The organism is Vibrio variabilis (assembly GCF_003263785.1).
GTDB lineage: Bacteria > Pseudomonadota > Gammaproteobacteria > Enterobacterales > Vibrionaceae > Vibrio > Vibrio variabilis.
In genome coordinates, this window is the sequence record NZ_JYJK01000078.1 from 68,554 (window position 1) to 87,485 (window position 18,932).

The 18,932-nt window shown below is 44.4% G+C and carries 19 protein-coding genes and 3 pseudogenes; 10 read left to right on the top strand and 12 right to left on the bottom strand.

The features are described from left to right. Positions 1 to 100 precede the first annotated feature (100 nt). From TZ48_RS25095 to TZ48_RS25105, 3 genes are read left to right on the top strand one after another with little or no spacing between them, the layout of a single operon-like run. Positions 101 to 772, top strand: coding sequence for a hypothetical protein (locus TZ48_RS25095; RefSeq protein WP_239670839.1), 672 nt, complete (start codon positions 101 to 103; stop codon positions 770 to 772). A gap of 17 nt (positions 773 to 789) precedes the next feature. Continuing rightward, entirely contained in the window at positions 790 to 1,239 is a 450-nt protein-coding gene (locus tag TZ48_RS25100; RefSeq protein ID WP_239670840.1) for a mechanosensitive ion channel family protein, read from the top strand. Further along, on the top strand, positions 1,215 to 1,895 hold the full coding sequence (locus TZ48_RS25105) for a mechanosensitive ion channel family protein (RefSeq protein WP_239670841.1): 681 nt from the start codon (positions 1,215 to 1,217) through the stop codon (positions 1,893 to 1,895). Before TZ48_RS25100 ends, TZ48_RS25105 begins: the two co-directional genes overlap by 25 nt. A 116-nt stretch (positions 1,896 to 2,011) precedes the next feature. Here TZ48_RS25105 and TZ48_RS12895 read toward each other — a convergent pair whose 3' ends face one another. Next, the gene (locus TZ48_RS12895) at positions 2,012 to 2,749 is read right to left on the bottom strand and encodes a LysR substrate-binding domain-containing protein (protein ID WP_239670842.1); all 738 of its coding nucleotides are present in this window, start codon (positions 2,747 to 2,749) and stop codon (positions 2,012 to 2,014) included. Beyond that, the gene (locus TZ48_RS25110; RefSeq protein WP_239670843.1) at positions 2,701 to 2,943 is read right to left on the bottom strand and encodes a helix-turn-helix domain-containing protein; all 243 of its coding nucleotides are present in this window, start codon (positions 2,941 to 2,943) and stop codon (positions 2,701 to 2,703) included. The genes TZ48_RS12895 and TZ48_RS25110 overlap by 49 nt, the downstream gene beginning before the upstream one ends. A gap of 353 nt (positions 2,944 to 3,296) precedes the next feature. On the opposite strand from TZ48_RS25110, the gene TZ48_RS12900 reads away from it, so the two are divergent. Both TZ48_RS12900 and TZ48_RS12905 read left to right on the top strand, forming a co-directional pair. After that, on the top strand, positions 3,297 to 3,974 hold the full coding sequence (locus TZ48_RS12900) for a hypothetical protein (RefSeq protein ID WP_112459959.1): 678 nt from the start codon (positions 3,297 to 3,299) through the stop codon (positions 3,972 to 3,974). A gap of 258 nt (positions 3,975 to 4,232) precedes the next feature. Next, the gene (locus TZ48_RS12905) at positions 4,233 to 5,630 is read left to right on the top strand and encodes a DUF3943 domain-containing protein (protein ID WP_239670844.1); all 1,398 of its coding nucleotides are present in this window, start codon (positions 4,233 to 4,235) and stop codon (positions 5,628 to 5,630) included. A 133-nt stretch (positions 5,631 to 5,763) separates the two neighbouring features. Here TZ48_RS12905 and TZ48_RS12910 read toward each other — a convergent pair whose 3' ends face one another. The 10 genes and pseudogenes from TZ48_RS12910 to TZ48_RS12955 all read right to left on the bottom strand — a co-directional run bounded on the left by TZ48_RS12910 (position 5,764) and on the right by TZ48_RS12955 (position 15,172). After that, entirely contained in the window at positions 5,764 to 6,414 is a 651-nt protein-coding gene (locus TZ48_RS12910) for a MarC family NAAT transporter (protein WP_112479452.1), read from the bottom strand. A gap of 35 nt (positions 6,415 to 6,449) precedes the next feature. After that, entirely contained in the window at positions 6,450 to 7,841 is a 1,392-nt protein-coding gene (locus TZ48_RS12915; RefSeq protein ID WP_112479453.1) for a magnesium transporter, read from the bottom strand. A 44-nt stretch (positions 7,842 to 7,885) separates the two neighbouring features. Continuing rightward, complete coding sequence (locus tag TZ48_RS12920) at positions 7,886 to 8,386, bottom strand: DedA family protein (RefSeq protein ID WP_338062271.1); 501 nt, start codon at positions 8,384 to 8,386, stop codon at positions 7,886 to 7,888. Continuing rightward, positions 8,355 to 8,540 (bottom strand): hypothetical protein, encoded by a 186-nt coding sequence (locus tag TZ48_RS25115; RefSeq protein WP_239670845.1) that lies wholly within the window; start codon positions 8,538 to 8,540, stop codon positions 8,355 to 8,357. Before TZ48_RS25115 ends, TZ48_RS12920 begins: the two co-directional genes overlap by 32 nt. Positions 8,541 to 8,597: 57 nt before the next feature. Beyond that, positions 8,598 to 9,689, bottom strand: coding sequence for a calcium:cation antiporter (locus tag TZ48_RS12925; protein ID WP_112479454.1), 1,092 nt, complete (start codon positions 9,687 to 9,689; stop codon positions 8,598 to 8,600). 267 nt (positions 9,690 to 9,956) lie between these two features. Further along, a pseudogene (secF, locus tag TZ48_RS12930) lies at positions 9,957 to 10,858 on the bottom strand (protein translocase subunit SecF). Further along, a pseudogene (gene secD / locus TZ48_RS12935) lies at positions 10,858 to 12,643 on the bottom strand (protein translocase subunit SecD). The pseudogenes secF and secD overlap by 1 nt, the downstream one beginning before the upstream one ends. A 742-nt stretch (positions 12,644 to 13,385) precedes the next feature. Continuing rightward, positions 13,386 to 14,202, bottom strand: a pseudogene (locus TZ48_RS12945) (IS5 family transposase). Positions 14,203 to 14,291: 89 nt separating this feature from the next. Continuing rightward, positions 14,292 to 15,035 carry a LysR family transcriptional regulator gene (locus tag TZ48_RS12950; protein ID WP_112479456.1) on the bottom strand — a complete coding sequence of 248 codons (744 nt, stop codon included), beginning with the start codon at positions 15,033 to 15,035 and terminating at the stop codon, positions 14,292 to 14,294. Further along, entirely contained in the window at positions 15,035 to 15,172 is a 138-nt protein-coding gene (locus TZ48_RS12955) for a LysR family transcriptional regulator (protein WP_162631274.1), read from the bottom strand. Before TZ48_RS12955 ends, TZ48_RS12950 begins: the two co-directional genes overlap by 1 nt. 135 nt (positions 15,173 to 15,307) lie before the next feature. On the opposite strand from TZ48_RS12955, the gene TZ48_RS12960 reads away from it, so the two are divergent. From TZ48_RS12960 to TZ48_RS12980, 5 genes are all read left to right on the top strand, one after another. Then, complete coding sequence (locus TZ48_RS12960) at positions 15,308 to 15,568, top strand: hypothetical protein (RefSeq protein ID WP_112479458.1); 261 nt, start codon at positions 15,308 to 15,310, stop codon at positions 15,566 to 15,568. 29 nt (positions 15,569 to 15,597) lie between these two features. After that, complete coding sequence (locus TZ48_RS12965) at positions 15,598 to 16,548, top strand: serine hydrolase domain-containing protein (protein ID WP_112479459.1); 951 nt, start codon at positions 15,598 to 15,600, stop codon at positions 16,546 to 16,548. Positions 16,549 to 17,000: 452 nt separating this feature from the next. Further along, positions 17,001 to 17,567: a hypothetical protein gene (locus TZ48_RS12970; RefSeq protein ID WP_112479460.1), complete on the top strand. Its 567-nt coding sequence runs from the start codon at positions 17,001 to 17,003 to the stop codon at positions 17,565 to 17,567. After that, a complete protein-coding gene (locus tag TZ48_RS12975; protein ID WP_112479461.1) occupies positions 17,548 to 17,793 on the top strand; it encodes a glycoside hydrolase family 20 zincin-like fold domain-containing protein in 246 nt (81 codons plus the stop codon). Before TZ48_RS12970 ends, TZ48_RS12975 begins: the two co-directional genes overlap by 20 nt. Positions 17,794 to 17,825: 32 nt before the next feature. Further along, positions 17,826 to 18,896 carry a beta-N-acetylhexosaminidase gene (locus tag TZ48_RS12980; RefSeq protein ID WP_239670846.1) on the top strand — a complete coding sequence of 357 codons (1,071 nt, stop codon included), beginning with the start codon at positions 17,826 to 17,828 and terminating at the stop codon, positions 18,894 to 18,896. Positions 18,897 to 18,932 lie beyond the last annotated feature (36 nt).

An 18,932-nucleotide genomic window follows, 5' to 3' on the forward strand; every position in this document is an offset into this window, starting at 1 on the left:
ATGCAAGCTACCATTATTCTCAGCATCAATCCTTATCTGATCATACATATTCAATAGCTCCGCTGATGGAATTATCCGAACAGACTATCGGGAGAAAAGGGTGACTAGAGTTCTATTCAAAACATTACTTGGGTTGTGCTTAGCGATATTCAGTGCATTAGTGGTTTCAAGCACAACCCTTGAGCTATCTGATACCTCTAGCCCTAACCAAACGCTAGCCAGCTTCATGCGAAACTCAAGCATTGTCATTGAGCACTGGCAGCAAGAGTCCCTACATTTAAAAGAAGCCCAATACGCCTATTCCCAAGTTCAACGAACCATGGATCTTTCTATGGTGCCAAATCGCAGTAGAACCGTTGTAGTGATGGAAAAAGTGATTTTGCTAAGAGAGCTACTGGATAGAATAGAGCAAGAGACGCTTCAACGCGCCCCTAATCTTGAACAAGTCGATGAACAAGGTATTGAACACTGGCGTTTTGGAAATACGGAAATCGTCATTTCACGTCAGATGGAAGGGGAGCGTAGGGATCAGTTTCTGTTTAGTTCTAATACTATTCAAAGCTTAGCTCGTTGGTATCGGACGATGTCAGCGTCGCCCTATTATGTAGAAAAGCGCCCCGATTATTATCAGGAGTTTCTGATTAGCCCTGGACCGCTTTTCTCCAAGCAGCTCATCCAATCTTTACCCCAGTCGTTTAATAGGCTCCATGGCTCTTTGCCTTATGGCAATGGTTTGCTCTTGCTGGAACACTCATCCTGTGCCGATTGCTAATAAAGGTCAGTTTTCATATGGGGGATCGTTGGAACTTGCGCTGGGAGAGCAGAGGGCTTAAGTGGCGGACGGGTAGATTGTTCTCGCTCGTCGGTGTTGTGAACTTATTATTTATTGCGAGATGGATCATTGACGATGGTGTTTGGATTACAGGGGGCGTTTACCAACTGTTCACCACGGCGTTTTTGCTTGCTCAGTTTTTCTTTGTATCATGGTTGATCATGGCGATTTTTAACTATTTCGCCGACATATACGCGTTTAAAAAGCATAAAGGAAAGCATGTTGATTCATCATTGATCACAGTACTCGCTCGCATTTTTGGCGGCCTTACCATTGTTATTCTTGGCATTTATGTAATTGAGTTTATGGGTTTTTCTATCTCTCCAATTCTTGCTGGTTTAGGTGTTGGTGGCTTGGCCGTAGCGTTAGCGATTCGTCTATATTGGAAAACGTTATTAATGGTTTAACCCTGTATGCGGATGGTGGTGTGAAACTCGGAGAATTTTGTCGCTATGGGGATAAACTTGGCACTATTGAGAGCATTGGTTTGCGGTCGACTCGTGTTCGGACGCTAGAGCGTTCTTTGATTACTATCCCTAATTCTGAGTTTGCCAATATGGAAATTGATAACTTGGAGCGAAGAGATAAAAGACGCATGGAGCATGTCATTCGACTTCGTTCAGAAACAACACTCGAGCAGCTAAGGGTGCTCATTGTCAGCATTCGTCGCTTATTATTACAGCACCCAATGATAGAAGAAGAACCAGTGCGAGTTCGATTGATGGGAGTAGGCGAATACTCTATTAATATCAATATGATGGCTTATATCAGCTGTCGTGATCATGAGGAGTTCATGGCGGTGCAAGAAGACATTTTGTTTTCTATGCTGACTCAGGTTGAAAGTGTTGGCGCGAAGATCGCCCATTCTACGCAGTATCAGTTGTTCGATAAGGTATCGGCAGACAATCAAGAACAAAAAAGGAAAGCGGAGCAGGTGGTTGCCCAATGGCATGAAGACCAAGCTTTCCCGTTTCCTGATTTTAGTTACGAGTACAAGTATGAGATTAAAAATACCATTATGTATCCGGCGGCAACCTCTGCTGTGCGCACTCCCTCTGCTTAAAGCAGCCTCAGACACCTTAACCTATAGACACTGTGCCCCTAAAACGACTATATATCGGTTTAGGGGCCGGATCTTATAGTTAAGAGTTTTTTAATTGACGCCATAAATCCTGCTCGCTATCGACCGTCAGGTTGAACAACACTATTAAAGTAGCTCTGCATGGTTTGATGTAATAGTTGGTGTAGTGGAAAGCCTCTCTTCGATTGAAGGTAGCCGCCCTCAATACCAATTTGGCGCATTGCTTTTGGCAAGTTGGGTAATGGGTAACAGCTTAGTTCCGAATCATCTTCTGTCATAAAACTGCTGCCAAAAGAGAAGGCATCCGAATTTCTGAGCTTGCTTCGTAATACTGTGAGGCTATGCGTCGCCAGCACAATATTCGCGTTGTAGCCTTTTGATATGTAGAGATCTTCGATTGGAGCACGCTTGGTGTTAATGCCATCAATTAAGATTCTTGTGATTGGTAGGTGATGAATATCTTCCCATTCACTGCTTTTACTCAACACCGGGTGATCGTTACGTGCAATTAGGCTCAATTTTACTTCGGTGAGCTTATGTTGATAGATATCTTGAGGTAAAGGAAAGCCTGAAAGTTGCAATAAATAATCGATTTGTCCATTCAGCACCTCTACCAAGGTTTTTTCTTGCCAGTAAACTAACTTAAAGCGCGCCTGTGGTAGGGCTTTTTGTAGAACCTTAAAAATCCCTTCTCCATATTGTTCAAGTAGGTATATGTTTAAAGCAATGGTGACTTCACCGGTAAATACTTTAGGGTCAAAGTTGTGGTAGGACTCAACCACTTTTATCAAAGGGGAGTACATTTCATCGGCCGCTTCGGCAAGTTTCTCTGCCAACTCTGAAGCTCAACGCCGTGTGCTTTACGAAGAAAAAGTTGATCGCCAAATGTTTCTCTTAACTTCGCCATCCCTCTGCTGACACTGGTTTGCGATATACCAAGTTTATCTGCAGCGGCATGAGTATTACGAGTTTCGACAACCGCTTTGAGCAACTTGAGCAGATTTAAGTCTAGGTCTTGCAGTTCTTTCATGGGTTACCTTTTCGCAATGATAGTAGGTGGCATTCTTTAAGAATAAGGGCAATTTCAAATTTTTCAATAGGTTATGTCTGGTATGTAGAACGAGTAATTGATAATACTCACAAAAATATAGCATGAAATTGTGGCTAGTATCGCTTAGCGCTGGAGGTGTTGATTATAAGGAGGGGACACTTATTAGAGGCATAATGATAATTGGTATTTTGAACACCTAATTTGAATTTCTCTAATTCATATAAAATATCAACCACAAAACGTAAAGTAGCGTTATTCAAATAACATACAGGCGATGGATTGCTCACTGTTTCATGGATGAATTACACATAGAGTAATACAAGAGAGTATCAATGAAAAAAGTAGCCACTATCGCAGTAATTTTAACAACGCTATCTTCTACGTCGGTTCTAGCGAATAAAAATATCGACTTCTCAAATCCGTATGAATTGTACAATGGCCTTGCTGTTGGGTACGGCAGCAATGACTTTGACGTAAGTGCCCAATTTGCTAGCCAAGTTAATAACCGTTGGAATCTACTAGGTACGTATCATAGTGACGAAAATTTTGACAATCACGATCTGAGACTTAATGTTATCCATGGCACTGGTGTGGGCTATTTTGTTGGTTATAACTACGATTCGAACTTCGACAATAGAGGCATCCGAGCCAATACGGGTGAACTTGGTGTACACGTAAACGTACCGCTAAATAAGGAGATTCGTCTGATCCCAGAGTTAGCTCTAGGCTCATTTGAACATCAAGATATGTCGAACAATGCGTACTATACGCAGTTGTCACTCAATATGGTTTACAACACAAATAGCAACATCTGGTTTAGTGTTACACCTGAATATACCTACAGCTTCAATGACCTTAAGGAGGACAATGGTCGTCGTTCCAGCTTCAGATACTGGGATCTCATCGCGGATGCGGGTTATAAGATTAATAACAATCAGAGTTTGGTTTACACCTACCAATACGACAAAGGGGACCATCTCTCTCTTATCTCATACAGAATTGGTTTCTAGTTTATTTTGGGCCCACTTAACGTGGGCCTGTTTATAGATTGAGTCAGTTGTTGTTTATGATATTCGATAATTACTTTCCTCGGTTGTAATATTGGAGATTTAAATTATAGACTTGGTGTTATTTAATTGTTAGGAATAGTGTTGTCCTTTTCTACCACATGCGTAATCTCGCATTTTTGAATTTCTGAAATCCATCGTTACATTTCGCATCCTCTCATACAATCACTCTCGTGATTTACCAGACTAATAGAGGCCACAGTGCGAACGCTCCTACCAACTTTAATAGCGACTACATTTAGCATTTCTTCGCTTGCAATTGCAGAAAAGATCGACTTTTCAACAGCTCTTCCGTCGTATTCTGACGCGGTTGAATATCAGCCAAGCCCTCAATCGTTCTCCATTTATGCAGACTCGGAAATGTCAAATAGTGCTTGGGAAGAGAGTCAGCCACAATATTCTTTCTATGAAAATCCTTACAGGGTGTCGTTGTTTTCTCCTCAAAATGGAGAAGATAGCCAGAGACTGTGGTCACAAACTAAGTCAATAGGCGCTTATGGATTGGGGGTAGCGGGTGTCCTTGCTTTAATGCCAGAATCAATTACACAGTGGGAAAAGAATGGAGATCCATTACTTGATAAGTGGTGGGACAATGTCAGTCAAGGTCCTGTTTGGGATAGAGATGTTTGGTATATAAATTATCTTGGCCACCCTTATTTTGGCGGTGTGTACTACCAGTCGGCACGAAAGTCAGGCTACCGTCAATGGGATTCGTTCGTTTATTCTGCCATGATGTCCACATTTTACTGGGAGTATGGTGTGGAGGCCTTTGCCGAAATCCCGTCGATTCAAGATCTGTTTGTGACTCCGATACTTGGCTGGGTATATGGAGAGTGGGCATACAACAAAGAGCAAGAAATCAGGCTCAGTGGTAGTAAGGTTTGGGGTTCTAGTGCATTGGGAACTACTACACTGTTTTTTCTCGATCCAGTGGATAGTCTCGGCAACGGTGTAAACCAACTATTTGGTAGGCAACTTGTTACCGCAGGAACGGGATTTATTGGTATTCAAGACATTGGTATGCCTGATGGAACATCTGAGCGTCAGTTTAAATTCCAAGTTCAGTACATGCTGGATACTACGCCTGGTTCTTCGAGAGCCCGCAACAACTTTTATGCGCAAAGAAATGATGATCCAATAACCTACGGCATTGTTGGCATTTCTGCTGGGGCGAGTTATGTCACGCCATCGGATTTTTGGCAGTTGGAGTCTGGTATTGGGGCATCTTTTTCACTTGGCTTACATTTTACACCAGCAATTTCGGCTCATTTGACCTACACAAAAGCCTACCTGACTGATCATGAGCAGCGGACGTCAACAGCCTATGAAAACTACAGTGTCAATGCATTGTATTATTTTAACAGCGATTCTCGCTTTAGACCTTTTCTCACTGCGGGTTTTGGCGAAGCAATGAAGAATATGGATCGAAAACAAAAGAAATTTCAGCTTAATGGGGGGCTGGTTTGCACTATCAAATCAACAGCAATTGGGCGGTACAAACAGACTGGCGCTATTCGGCAGTGCCACGCTCAAATGTCAATGATATTCTCACCACCGGGAAGATCATTTATCGTTTTGGTCAAGGTGAAGGGTAGCTAAAATATAAACCACCAATGACGTTATAAATACTCCAGTGATTGCTCCCGATATGATTAAAGTAATTATTGAATGAGTAGTCCATGCGTCTGTACCCTGACGCATGGCATTACGGTCGTCTTATGTAGCAACTTAGCTATAACAGTGTATGAATTTCGACAACAATCTCTTGAATACCAAGCGTAAAGAACTGCACACCCATACAGATCAATAGAAAGCCCATGATGCGAGTAAATGCATTGATGCCATTTTGACCTAATGCTTTGAGCAAAGGGTACGCCATAGTTAATGTGAACGTTGCTATCATTGCGACGATAGCAAGTCCTGTCACAACACCGCCATAGACACTCGTCATGCTTGTGTGATTTTCGTACGTAGCAATTTGAGCGGCCAAGCTGATGATAACCGCCATCGAACCAGGACCGCAGAGTGAAGGAATGGTCAAAGGTACGAGGGCGATAGAATCTTGCCCCATTGGTGTAGAAGTACTTTCAACTCGTGGGAACAGCATATTAAAGCCTATCGCAACGATAATAATGCCACCGCCTAAGCGCAAACTAGGAATGGAAATACTAAAGAGCTCGAGTACAGAGGCACCGATAAAGAATGTAATACACAGAGCAATAAACAGATAGAGCCCTGTGGTTTTGGCTTGAGAGACGATGTAACTTTTATCTCGACCTTTACTGAGTCCGAGTAGAACGGCAGCAGCAGCGGGTGGATTCATTATCGGTAACAACCCGATAATGGTGAGTGTCATGTAGGTGAGCAGTGTTTCAAAATGCATAAGAGTTCCCGGGTTATGGTGAGTGTTAGGTAAAATCACAGTAAAAATACGTGTGCTAAATAAAGAACACTAAAGAATGAAATGGCATCGGTTAAAGTGGTCAGTACCGGGCTTGATAACATTGCAGGGTCAAAGTTGAGCCGCTTGAGTAACAGAGGCAATGTGCCACCAATCATGACTGCAAGGGTGGAAGATAGTGTGTACGCGATGGCGATGACCACGGGCAATCCAGCGTGTTCTCCGCCAAGTGTTAGAAACGAGAGAAGAGCCAGGACGCCACCAATGAGCATTCCATTGAGCGCGCCAATGGGGAGCTCTTTCGCCACCACATATAACAGATCTTTGGCTGAGATCTGCCCTAAGGATAATTCACGTATAGACACTGCTACGGATTGATTCCCAGCGGCACCGGAAAGGTTGGCGACAAGTGGCAACACCGCTGCTAGGACGGCAATTTGCTCTATGATGGGCTCGTATACAGCAATAATTGAAATTGCAATATAACTTAATGCAACCGAAGGCATTAAAAAAGTGAGTCGGCGTAGGTTGCGTTTGAGTACTGGCATAGTGCGAGATTCATCGCCGCCGAACACACCAGATTGTTCGAGCATTTGCTGCTTCGAACGTTGATATAAGGCTTCGTTAAGGTGTTTAAAGCCAACAATACCAATTTGGAAACCTTGATCATCAACGACGGGTATCACCGGGTGCAACGTTGTATCTAGCGAGCTTTTAATCGTATTTAGATCAGTGTGAGGGCTGATGGTTGGCAGTGTGGCATCAATGTACTCCTTTAGTAATACACCACGTGGTAGCAATAACACATCGCGTATTTTAAGTCCGCCTAAATAATTGCCTTCCGAGTCGTGTAAGTAAACGTAGCGCCACTCTAGTCGATCCAAACCGTGTTCTTCTGTACCTAGTATTGCGCTCAAACTGTCGGCGGTAGCCTCTGCTGGCAGTTTGAGCACTTCGCTTTTGCAAATACCTCCCGCTGAGTTTTGTGGGTACCTCAAGGCGGCACGCTCTTCGTCTTCCCATACTGAAGGTAGGGCAAGTTTGAGTTGTTTTGTTAGTTCGCTAGGTAGTTCATTGAGTAGTAACCGACGATCCGCGGAATGCAGAAACTCAAACAACACAATGCTGGTGGTTTCAGGTAACTGGCTGAACAACCACAGAAGCTCAGGATCTGATAAGTGATCCAGTAAGTTAGCAGCAAGGTTTGGGTTTACTTCGCTTAGTAGAGTCCAAGTAGCGATACGCTGCGGGTAAGAGAGGTTCCTTAACACTGAAGGCAGATCGGAAGGTTCCGCCCCTAGAATGGCTTTGTTCAGCCGTTTCCCGTTTTTGGGTATAAAGCATCCGATTATTTCTAAGTACAGATTTTCCGCACCTTCTGACGAAAAAGCCAAGGTAATTAATGTCATATTCTAGGCCTTTGACAATGAGTTAAATGTGATTGACGCTAGGTTTAATTAGACGTTTGTAGCGGTCGCTTTTTGGCCGTAAGTCTAATGAAAAGTGCAATGAATGCAGCGATCATCAGAATGAAACTGCCCATTAAAAACCACTTTGTAATGAACTCTTGATATTGAGAGACAAAAGGGTGTCGCATCACCCATTTCCCCAACAGTAATAGACTGAAAACCCATGTAATCGAACTAGTGAAGCTGACAATAAGTGTTCTTATGACGCTGAGCTGGGCTACACCCATGAGCATCGGGGTAAGTACACGAACAAATGGGATAAATCGTGATACGAACAGGGATAGAAATCCGAATCGATTTAATAGTTTTTTGGCTTTGGGTAACGATCCATCTGGAAGTGTTTGTTCAGCTTTTCGCATGAACTGAGTGTTGTGCAACCAACGTCCTTGAAAGTACGCGATAATGCTGCCTGAAAACGAAGCACAGGTGAGAAGTATTAGAGCACTTGAAAAGTCAATTGCCCCAACCCCACCATGCCCCAACAAATAACACTAAACCATCACCAGGCAGAGGTAAAAATACAAAACTCGACTCAAGGAAAAGTACAACACCAAGCAAAAGCAATAAGACGTGCAGTGAGTTCAATTCAAGCAAAGCATCAAAGTCTTGCAGCCAAATTGCGGAAATTATCTCTTGCATGGAAACTCCAAGTTAACGTGGGTGCTGGCTATGGAACGCCAGAACCCACAAAGTGTTTTAATCAAACATTAAGATGATGTAGGCAAAGAATAGAATGAGATGGGTCGCTCCATTGAGCGAGTTGGTTCGTCCGCTACTAAAGCTGACACTTGTCATTAATAGCGTTGCACCCAATAACACCATTTCAGCGGGAGCTAGTCCGAGTTGAATGGGTTCATTCATGACTCCGGAAATAAGCAGAACTGCAGGAACGGTGAGTGCTATCGTAGCGAGAACCGAGCCAAAGAAGAGGTTCATCGCACGCTGTAATTGATTAGTCACGGCCGCTTTAATCGCACCAACGGCCTCGGGAGCGAGAATGATCAAGGCTACGATCAATCCACCTAGCGCTGCAGGCGCCCCCATTTCTGTTATGCCATCGTTAATCGGGATGGCCAGACTTTTTGCGAGCAGAATGACGACTCCCAAATAGCTCACCAGCATAATGGTATGGAATATATTGCTATGTAGAGGACCGTGATGTTCATGGTGATCTTCATTGTCACCGTCAATGAAGTAATCGGTATGACTGCGTGTTTGAATAAATAGGAATACCGCATATAAGGCGATTGAAGCGAGTACCAATGTCCAAGTTAGGCTGGTCGACATATTACCCAGCGCATCCATTGTGGTGAAATTAGGCAGAACCAAACACAGTAAGGCGAGTGGAATAATGGCGACCAAATAGGCTTTTATTCCATCAAGGTTGTAGGTTTGGGTATGATATTTCATCCCACCAATTAATAAGGTGATACCGACAAAGCCATTAAGGACTGCCATCACAACCGCGAACATGGTGTCGCGCGCTAAGAAGGGGTTAGATTCTCCTGTCAACATAACGGACGAGACCATAATGACTTCGAGCAACACAACTGACAGCGTTAATATAAGTGTACCGTATGGGTCACCCAGCTTTATCGCCAGAGCATCTGAGTGACGAACAACGGAAAAAATTGCGCTCATTACCGCGTAAAACAGCACCGCAGTAATCGATATGTAGGCGAATTGAGAGAGTTCTGCAGTGAGTAAGTTGTCACCGACCAGTTTGAAAAACAGAACGGCAACAATACCAAGCGGCAGCTTGTATTCTTGTTTGAGTGCGTTGAGCATGTTGAGCCTTTATTGAGTAACCGAAGGCACGCTAATATCCTTTAACGAGATTAAATCGGATGAAGGCTGCAATTTCCTGTGCAGCAAACGGTTCGTTTCAAGTTATGTGCTTAAGCTTTTGCATAAATAACGATAGGTGCTGGGCTACGCGCCTAACTACTTAGCTAACTTAATGTTTGCGGGTGAACCAGACTATGAATTAGAGAAATTCTTTGTTGCTATCACATGACCGAAAGTTGCTTAGCAGCGTTTTACATTCGCAATACACTAAGGCATGCGTTCAAGGGATTCTGGTTCTTCAGGTTTATAGTGGTTGGGTTGTAATCCCACATGAGTTGGCAAGAGTGTGCCAATAGAGATAGAAGACCAGGTTCCACTGAAAATACCTACGCACAGTGCGATAGCAAACCCTTCTAAGGCACTTCCCCCGAGTAACCATAATGCAGAGACGGTGACTAAGGTGGTACCTGATGTGACGAGTGTTCTTGATAACGTTGATACAATTGACTGATCGAGAAGGGCGTCGATTTTACCGTCTGGTTCTGCGCGAAACACCTCGCGGATTCGATCTGAAATTATGATGGAATCATTAAGGGAATAGCCCATTACCGCTAGCAAAGCGGCGAACACAGTTAGGTTGAATTCGATTTGAGTCACTGCAAATAGTCCGAGTACAATGACAACGTCGTATAGCAATGCTGCAATCGAGCCTAATGCTAATCGCCATTCAAATCGGTAGCTCAAGTACAGCAAGGTAAGAACGAAGCAGGCTAATATGGCCAATCCGCCTTGTTCTACCATTTCTAAACCAACCTGAGGGCCAATCACGCTGCTGTTGGTAATATGAAAGTGACTGTCTACTGGCGACAATGCTTGGTTCAGTACTTCTCTCAAATCGAGATTCGTATCATTGAAACGCAACTGCCAATGTCCTTCACTGCCCGCAGCGGTCACTTGAACGTCTTGGTTCAGTGCCAAGTCGAGATGAGATTTAAGATCAACTTGAGATACGTCTGATTTTGTTTGAATATCGGCAACAACACCTCCCGTAAAATCGAGCCCCAATTAAATCCCCTTGAAGCGATAGAAATAATAGAAAGTGTCAATAGAATCAGAGATATCATCGTCATCAATTGACGTATTTTGGTGACGTTAATTGATTTGGTCATTACAGTTTTACCTCATGTGAGGTGTCTCTTCCCCACAAATAATTAATAATAATTCGAGATGCAAATACGCCGGTAAACAAGCTAGTTAATAGCCCGAGTCCAAGTGTGATAGCAAAGCCTTGAATCGGACCGTTACCTATTGCATACAAGGCGATGGCGACGATCATGGTGGTGAGATTGGCATCAAAAATTGAAGAGAAAGCACTATCGAAGCCTCGCTCTATGCTTGTGAAAAATTTCTCCCTTCGCGCATTTTGTCTTTGATGCGTTCAAAAATGAGTACGTTGGTATCGACAGCCATTCCCACTGTTAGTACGAGGCCTGCGATACCCGGAAGGGTGAGCACGGCTCCCGGAATAAGAGCCAAAAGACCAAATAGACAGATTAAATTAATAGTGAGTGCAGCATTCGCAACCCAGCCAAGTCGTCGATACCAGCAGGCGATAAACACCAAAGTAAAGCCTAGACCCAAGGCGAGGGCGGCAAAGCCATTTTTGACATTCTCAGCGCCCAGAGTGGGTCCTATTGTGCGTTCTTCAACAATGGTGACGGGAGCGGTGAGCGACCCGGCTCTCAGTAGAAGGGCAAGATTCTGAGCGTCAGGCATTGACCCTACGCCGGTAATTCGAAAGCGATTACCAAGTGTGGATTGAATCGTTGCAACACTGATGACTTCGCTTTGTTGAATAGACTGCCCTTCCTCCGATTGCATGTACTCGCTGTACAGCGTTGCCATCGGGTTTCCGATATTGCTTCGCGAATGATTGGCCATTAGCCGTCCCCCAGTGCTATCAAGAGTGATGTTAACTTCGGGGGTACCCATGTCTCCTAGGCTGGCACGAGCATCGATAATATGCTCGCCCCTAAGATACTATTTCTATGAAGAATTACGGGCCTACCATCTTGGTCATTGATGGATTTTGTTCGCACGCTGGCATCGGACTCTACATGGTAGAAAGCTAATGATGCGGTAGCGCCAATAATGTTTTTTGCTGATGTTGGATCCTGTACACCTGGTAGTTCGATGCGAATTCGATGTTCACCTTGAGGTTGTACTGCTGCTTCTGTGATCCCTAGTTCTTCTATACGACCTCTCATTGTTTGAAGATTTTGCGTCACGGTCAGAGTTCGAATCGCCCGTCTTTCCTCTTCGTCCATCGAGATAGCTAAGCGACTTCCGGATTGGCTCATCGTCCAATTTGGATACTGTGATCTTAGGTAAGCACGAATATCGCCCAGGTGTGCGTCACCATATTGAGAGAGTACGACGTCACCATTGACTACACGACCACGTACGCGAAACTCTTGACGAAGGTCGTTAATAATCGATTGTGCGTGAGCGTTAAAAACGGGGACTAGGTCGACTTCCAAGAGAAATTGCACGCCACCACGAAGATCTAACCCCAACTTAATGGGTTTAAAGCCTAGCGAGATTAACCAAGAAGGAGCGGAAGGCTCTAGTGTAAGAGCAACGGTCTCCGACGAATGAATGAATTCTGTCATCAAGGCTTGTGCCGCGGCTTGCTGTCCGTTTGAGCCAAATGTCACCACCAACATATCGTTAGTTTCGGTGACGCTGTGCACATCAATATTGTTGCTCGCAAGGTAACGATACACTTCATCTGCGCGTGCCGGGTCGGTTTGGTTTGAAATGTGCAAAGCTTCTCGTTCACCGAAAGCTGAGGGTAGGGCGCTGAGCAGCATTAGTGCGACAGACACTACAAGAATCATGACCTTCCATTTAGCTGAATAATTTACGGTTGTGATTGAGCGCTTTAACTTCATTTTAGTTCATCTTATTAATTAACTCACACCACTAAAGCCAGACTAATCTCTAAAGTTGCATGCTAACAATCTCAGTGCGTTATAAGCGGTTACGCAAGTATTTGGATAGAAAAATACAGCCACTCAGCATGTATGAGTTGAAACTAAGGGTTTTGAAGGTTATCGAGGATGCTTTTGGCTTCAACAATAAACCCAACTATTGGTTGCCGAGCAATGGTAGTTCTTGAGCTTCATTACCACTATGGGTTAGAGAAATTCATATTTGGTTAGGGTTAATTGTTCATATATGAATTTCTCTAATTCCTCGCGGTAGATCGATTCGTGGAAAATAATGGAGACTGAATCGGCAAGCGGAGCAAGTCTAAGTGGATTGCACAATATATTTAAATGACCGCAAATATAGATTTCTCGATATTGGCGAAGGGAAATGTACCTTAGTGCTGTGCTATTCGATGAATGTAGAGTCTCTTTATCAGCACCTTTGCAAACAGTCCTTTGGTTTAGAACGAATGATAATCATCGATATATCGACATGTTGGAAAGGTGAAATAGACTCGCTAGACGACATTCAACGTAATGAACTATTTGGCGATGTAAGGCTATTGGCAGATATTTATTGGCTTGAAGACTATGAAATTAAAATAGTTCAAGGCCTGGGGTTGTCTCCACCAATTTAGTTTTACGGAACGGCTTTGTTGCCGAATTCAACTGAAGAGCGAACGCTAGCTAAATCGTTCGCATTTTAAACAACATACTGAGTTTCAGGCATACCTATCCCAGTTAGCTTGTTGAGTGCTTTGATCATGGCGTAAGTCTCACCCACTTGTGCGTTATAATTTCGAAGCGTGAGTGAAGCAGCGAGTAGTTGTTTTACGCGATACATCGCGGTCTCCGACAATGAACGCTTATGGTAACCATACGTCTATTTCCACTTTTTGTTCGAGCCGTAGAGCTTTTGGCAGCCAACTGCCAGATTACGTGGATGACCTTTTTCCGCTAGCCGCGCGCCCAGAAAGCTGCACCTTCACGCGGAGGGATTAAAGGTGTCGCTTTCTTAACTCTAATCGCTCTGCGGCGATAATTTCATGTGTGTCTGTATCAACCGCAAGATGGAGTTTACGCCAGACTCGACGCTTGCCATCAGTTCCATGCTTTTTCACTTTCCATTCTCCTTCACCGTAGACCTTGAGTCCTGTTGCATCAATGGCCAGGTGTTGGATGACGCCTCGTGTTGAGGCTTTGAAATTAACTTCTACATCCTTGGCTCGGCGACTTATACAGGTATAGTGAGGACAAACCAATGGAACATTCGCCAATTTAAATACTGAGTCAATGAAGCCTTGTAGCGCCCTTAAGGGCAGGGAAAAGATGCGCTTCACCATGAGAGTTGTCGTGATAGCTAAGTCACTAAACAATCGCGGTCTACCACGTCTATGCTGTTTAGATTGTTTCCACTCTGTTATTGCTTCTTCGTCAATCCAAAACGTGAGTGAACCTCGATTGACTAGGGAGTTGTTGTACTTGCGCCAGTTGGTGGTTTTATAGCGAGGCTTCGGCATGAAATCAAAGTCAGTAAATGAATGTCTCTGATCCGATCGTAAGATTTTGATTTAGTTCATTCGATTTCGGCAACAAAGCCGAGTAAACGCTAAACCCGTTGAGAGAAAGCAGCATGTACTTGATCAATAATACAATGATGTAACTCTGTTGTTCTTTGGCCTTTTGGCCAGATAATGTCGTATTGCATATGCATGTCAACCAGAGAGAATTCAGGAAAAATCTCCTTAACACCTTCAGGTAAGTCGCTACCATATACTGGCAAAAATGCCCAACCAATATTGGCCTTAAGTAATGAACACAAACTATCGTATCCTTCGGCTAGCCATGTATAAGGTGACATTTTTTGTGTCTGCATAAAGGGCGAGTTGGGATCTAGGGAAGTGGGCAGTATTTGGGTAAAAGCTGCGAGTTGATCGTTAGTTATATTTCGGGATCGACTTAACTCATGATCGGCACCGCATGCCATTTTGTATGGCCATTGACCGACGGCTCGAAACTCATAGAATTGACTGCTTCCTTGTAAGGTGGGAGTAATAGCGATATGTACATTGCTATTTTTGACCTCTTTGAACAGTTTGGGAGCGGCTTGTCTCTTTAGTACTAAATTAAGGTTGGGCCAGCGTTTCTGTACAGAATGAAAGAGCTCTGAGAACGGAGCGAGAGGCAGATCTTCATCTATTCCCATCACCAGTGTTGCTGGGATCCCTTTAGAGAGTTGACGGGCGCTAAAAGCAAATCGCTCGGTACTGTCGACCACGACTTTGGCGCTATCATAGAGAGCCAGCCCCGCTTCAGTAATCTGGGGGTATTTTCCTTCCCGCTCGAAGAGCACTATCCCAACTCATCCTCTAGTCTGGCAATATTGCCGCTAATAGTCGTTAAGTGCTTTCCTAACTGACGGGCTGCAGCGCTGAAAGAGCCAGTTTCAGCGGCTATAATAAAGGCTTTAAGTAGCTCAGGTCTAAGCATGTTTTCTCGTTCCATCCTATGGTGAAACCATAGGAAGCCTATTAATAAGTTTTGCGTCACCCTTGTATCATAGACGTATTCCCACAAACGGGAAAACAATTAATACACTTTGAACATACTCATGAGGATAGCAATATGAAACGCGCCATCATCGCAATCGCACTTGTAGCGGCAAGTATTACTGCAAAGGCAGACTCAGCTTTTGGCCCCTCTGCTGATCTTAGTCAGTTCTATCAGCCATTTGACGCAAACAACATTCCTCACAGTCAGATGCAAACCTGGCCGTATTACAAGCATGTGAGTATGAACATGGCGGATTTTGTTACTCATGGAGTAGAGTCCATTAAGGCGACAAAGCCACTGTACTTAAGCAGTCTCAACAGATTTTTGATTTAAACACTGAGTTTGAAGCGGGTAAAAGTTACTTGGACAGTTTGCAGGGAACACAGACTAAAGGGTTTGTCATCTTAAAGGGTAGTCAGGTTGTCGCAGAGTTCTATGACAACGGGTATAACCGAGGTATGAGCAACAATCTTCAATCGGCATCAAAAAGCTATGCGGGACTGATCATTGGCCAACTGATCGACGCAGGTAAGATTGATCCTGAAAAAACGGCTGCGTTCTACTTGCCGAATCTGGCTGGAAGTGTGATTGGCGAAGCAACCATACGCAATATTGCTAATATGGCGAGTGGGGTTCAGCAGTTAGGCGACTATCATACACCAGGCTCGGAAGGTTACAAATGGGAAGTCGAAATAGGGCTCCAGCCGAATGGAGAGCCTATCGGGCATTTTAATGCCATCAAAAACGCGATAGGCAGTGGTCAAGAGCAAGGTACGAAATGGGAGTACACCGATCAGAATACCGACACTCTGGGTCTTATTGCTGAAAAGGTAACGGGTAAGTCTTTCGCTGTCCTGTTGCAGGAGCTGGCAGACAAACTGGGTCATCAGGACAAAGGATCTATCGCCAAAACGTCGGATGGAACGACTTCACCCGCATATGGTATTAATGTGAGTGCATTGGATTATGCTCTATTCCACCAGTATATCGCAGAAGGTAAAGCGGGTGAGGCTTATTACCAGTTGGCAAAAGATGTAGATAGAGACTTGTTGGCCAAGGGCGAAAAGGGTGAGTTTATAACTAGCTCAACCGGTTACAAAGTCGCTTATGGCGCGCAGACATTTTATTTTCCAGAAGAGAATATTTTGATGAGTGTTGGGTCTTTTGGTCAGCTGGGTTTCAGTGACTTAGATACAGGCATTGCCATTGTGAACCAACAAGATTGGTCAATTAATATGGACCAAGATAAAGGGCCAGAGACGATTAAGCGCTCAATTGCTCTGATTAAAAAACTGCGAGTACAAATGAAATAGAACTCTAGAGCCTACTGAAATGAAGAGAGATGCAATTGCTTCTCTCTTTTTTGTTTGCGTGAATCGAGTGGGCTAAATCAATATGGTGAAGGACAATCATTTGGACAAATCGCTTTTCGAGTTGTTTTTAACGTCAGGCGTGTATTTACGATTCGCGAAAGAGTACATGCTGGACGAGCAACTTGATGAGGTTGATATTACGAAACTGATCTAGGCTGTTTCTTAGATCTCTAGGCGTCAGACTTCGATTCTATAAGCACCTTAGCGTCTACGTGAAAGAGTTTGGATAAGCAATAGCTATCTTGTTCTACAAGTCAATAATTTAGGGTGCGCCGCATTCTTGGATTTCTGCAACGCGAGTGTCATCACAGGGTTTTGAGCAATTGATATGCTAGGTAGTTACACGCCCTGCAATCAACGCTCGTTAGCGTATAAAGTAAGAAGGATTTGTCGTGAGTAAACCTAAATTACACTTTGATGTGCTTAACAGTGCAGATGACTCGCTCAAGCTCAATATTGTCCTAGAAAATAGCACTGATACAGAACTGAAAGATTTTGTGCTGTGCTTTGATATGCCGCGCTTTATCGATAAACAAACCGTGGTCAATGGACACGTTACCTCGCAAGTTGGGTCGCACATTGAGATGGCACCTCCGGTAAATACTGCGATAGGAAAAGGTGAGCGCTGGCAAACCACCATCGAAAGTCAAACTTGTGGTTTGTTCAATCTTTCTGAGCGCCCAAATCATCCCTATCTACGACTTGGAGAAACGATAGTCGATGTTGAAATGGGAACACATAAGATGAGTCAACCTGAAGACTTAGATCTTCGAGTGTTGACGCTTCCCGCAGCGAGCTCAGGTGTTATTCCTCAGCCGCAGTCTATTGAGCCTGCCGAGGGTGAATTTCGACTAGCCAATCAAGTAACTTTCAACGCTGAGTGGCCAGAAACTCGTAACGCCATTGATTGGTTTTCAAATCAGTTTCCTGAGGTGACCTTTGCCAAAAGCAGAAGGTGATGCGACGCTGTCGCTATCGCTATTGAAGGTAAGTGCAGAGCACATCAAACCTGAAGGCTATGAGTTGACGATTGGCGGTGAGTCTATACAGATCAAAGCGGCGACATCGGCAGGGTTCTTTTATGGCGTGGTAACATTGGCGCAGCTGTTGGTTACAGGTCAAGGTGTCGTCGCTCGGCTACTATTATCGACGCGCCTCAATACCATCACCGTGGGCAGTTTTTAGATTGTGCACGCTCCTTTCATGGCATCGACACAGTGAAGTCAGTTATCGACCAAATGGCGTGGCTTAAGCTCAATACGTTCCATTGGCATCTCACCGATGACGAAGCATGGCGCATAGAAATCGACGCCTTCCCTGAACTCACGGATCTGGGTGCTTGGCGCGGCGAGGGAGAGTTACAGCCATCTCAATTTGGCTCTGGACCAAAGCGATACGGCGGCTTTTTTACAAAGCAGCAGATAAAAGAGGTGGTTGAGTACGCCAAAGCGCGAGAGATCGCTGTGATTCCAGAAATTGATATTCCAGGTCATGCTCGTGCCCTGATTATGGCGTTACCGCATTTGCTGCGCGAAGCTGACGATAAGTCTGAGTATGTTTCCATTCAGCAGTACCAAGACAATGTACTCAATCCCGGGTTGCCAGGCACCTATCAAGTGCTGGAAACCATATTGGATGAAGTATGTGAGCTGTTTCCATCTCAAGTCATTCACTTGGGTGGCGATGAAGTGCCGAAACACGTATGGGAGAAATCTCCGGCGTGTATCGCCAAGGCAAAAGCAATGGGACTCGACGATGTTCGCTTGCTAGAGGGGCATTTGATTTCCCACTTGGAGCAATATCTAGCCCAGAAAGGCCGTAAGATTGCCGTGTGGGAAGAGGCCAGCCATGGCAACAAGATCACCAGTAACGCAACAGTCTGTGCATGGTCAAACGGAGCTGAAGGGCAAAAAGCAGCGGGATCGGGGTATCCTGTCATAATGTGTCCGGCTCAGGCCACCTACCTCGATATGGCATGGAACAAGGATGTTAATGAAACTGGAGTGCTGTGGGCTGGAGCCATTGATCTTAAAACGGCCTACGAATTTGACCCTGGAAGTATCGACAACAGTGAACAAGTGATAGGTACCCAAGCATTGGTGTGGACGGAGTTTGTTAAAGACAAAGCCACATTGGAGTACTTGTTGTACCCAAGGCTGTTCGCTGTTGCCGAGGTGGCATGGACGGCCAGCGAGAACAAGTCTTGGCAAAGCTTTTTACCAAGGGTGGCTGCTCAGTTGGAATATCTTGATATGCGCAATATTAATTACAGGCGCATGTCATCTTAGTTTTTATGTAGAAACGATAGAAAGACCGCCCTTGAT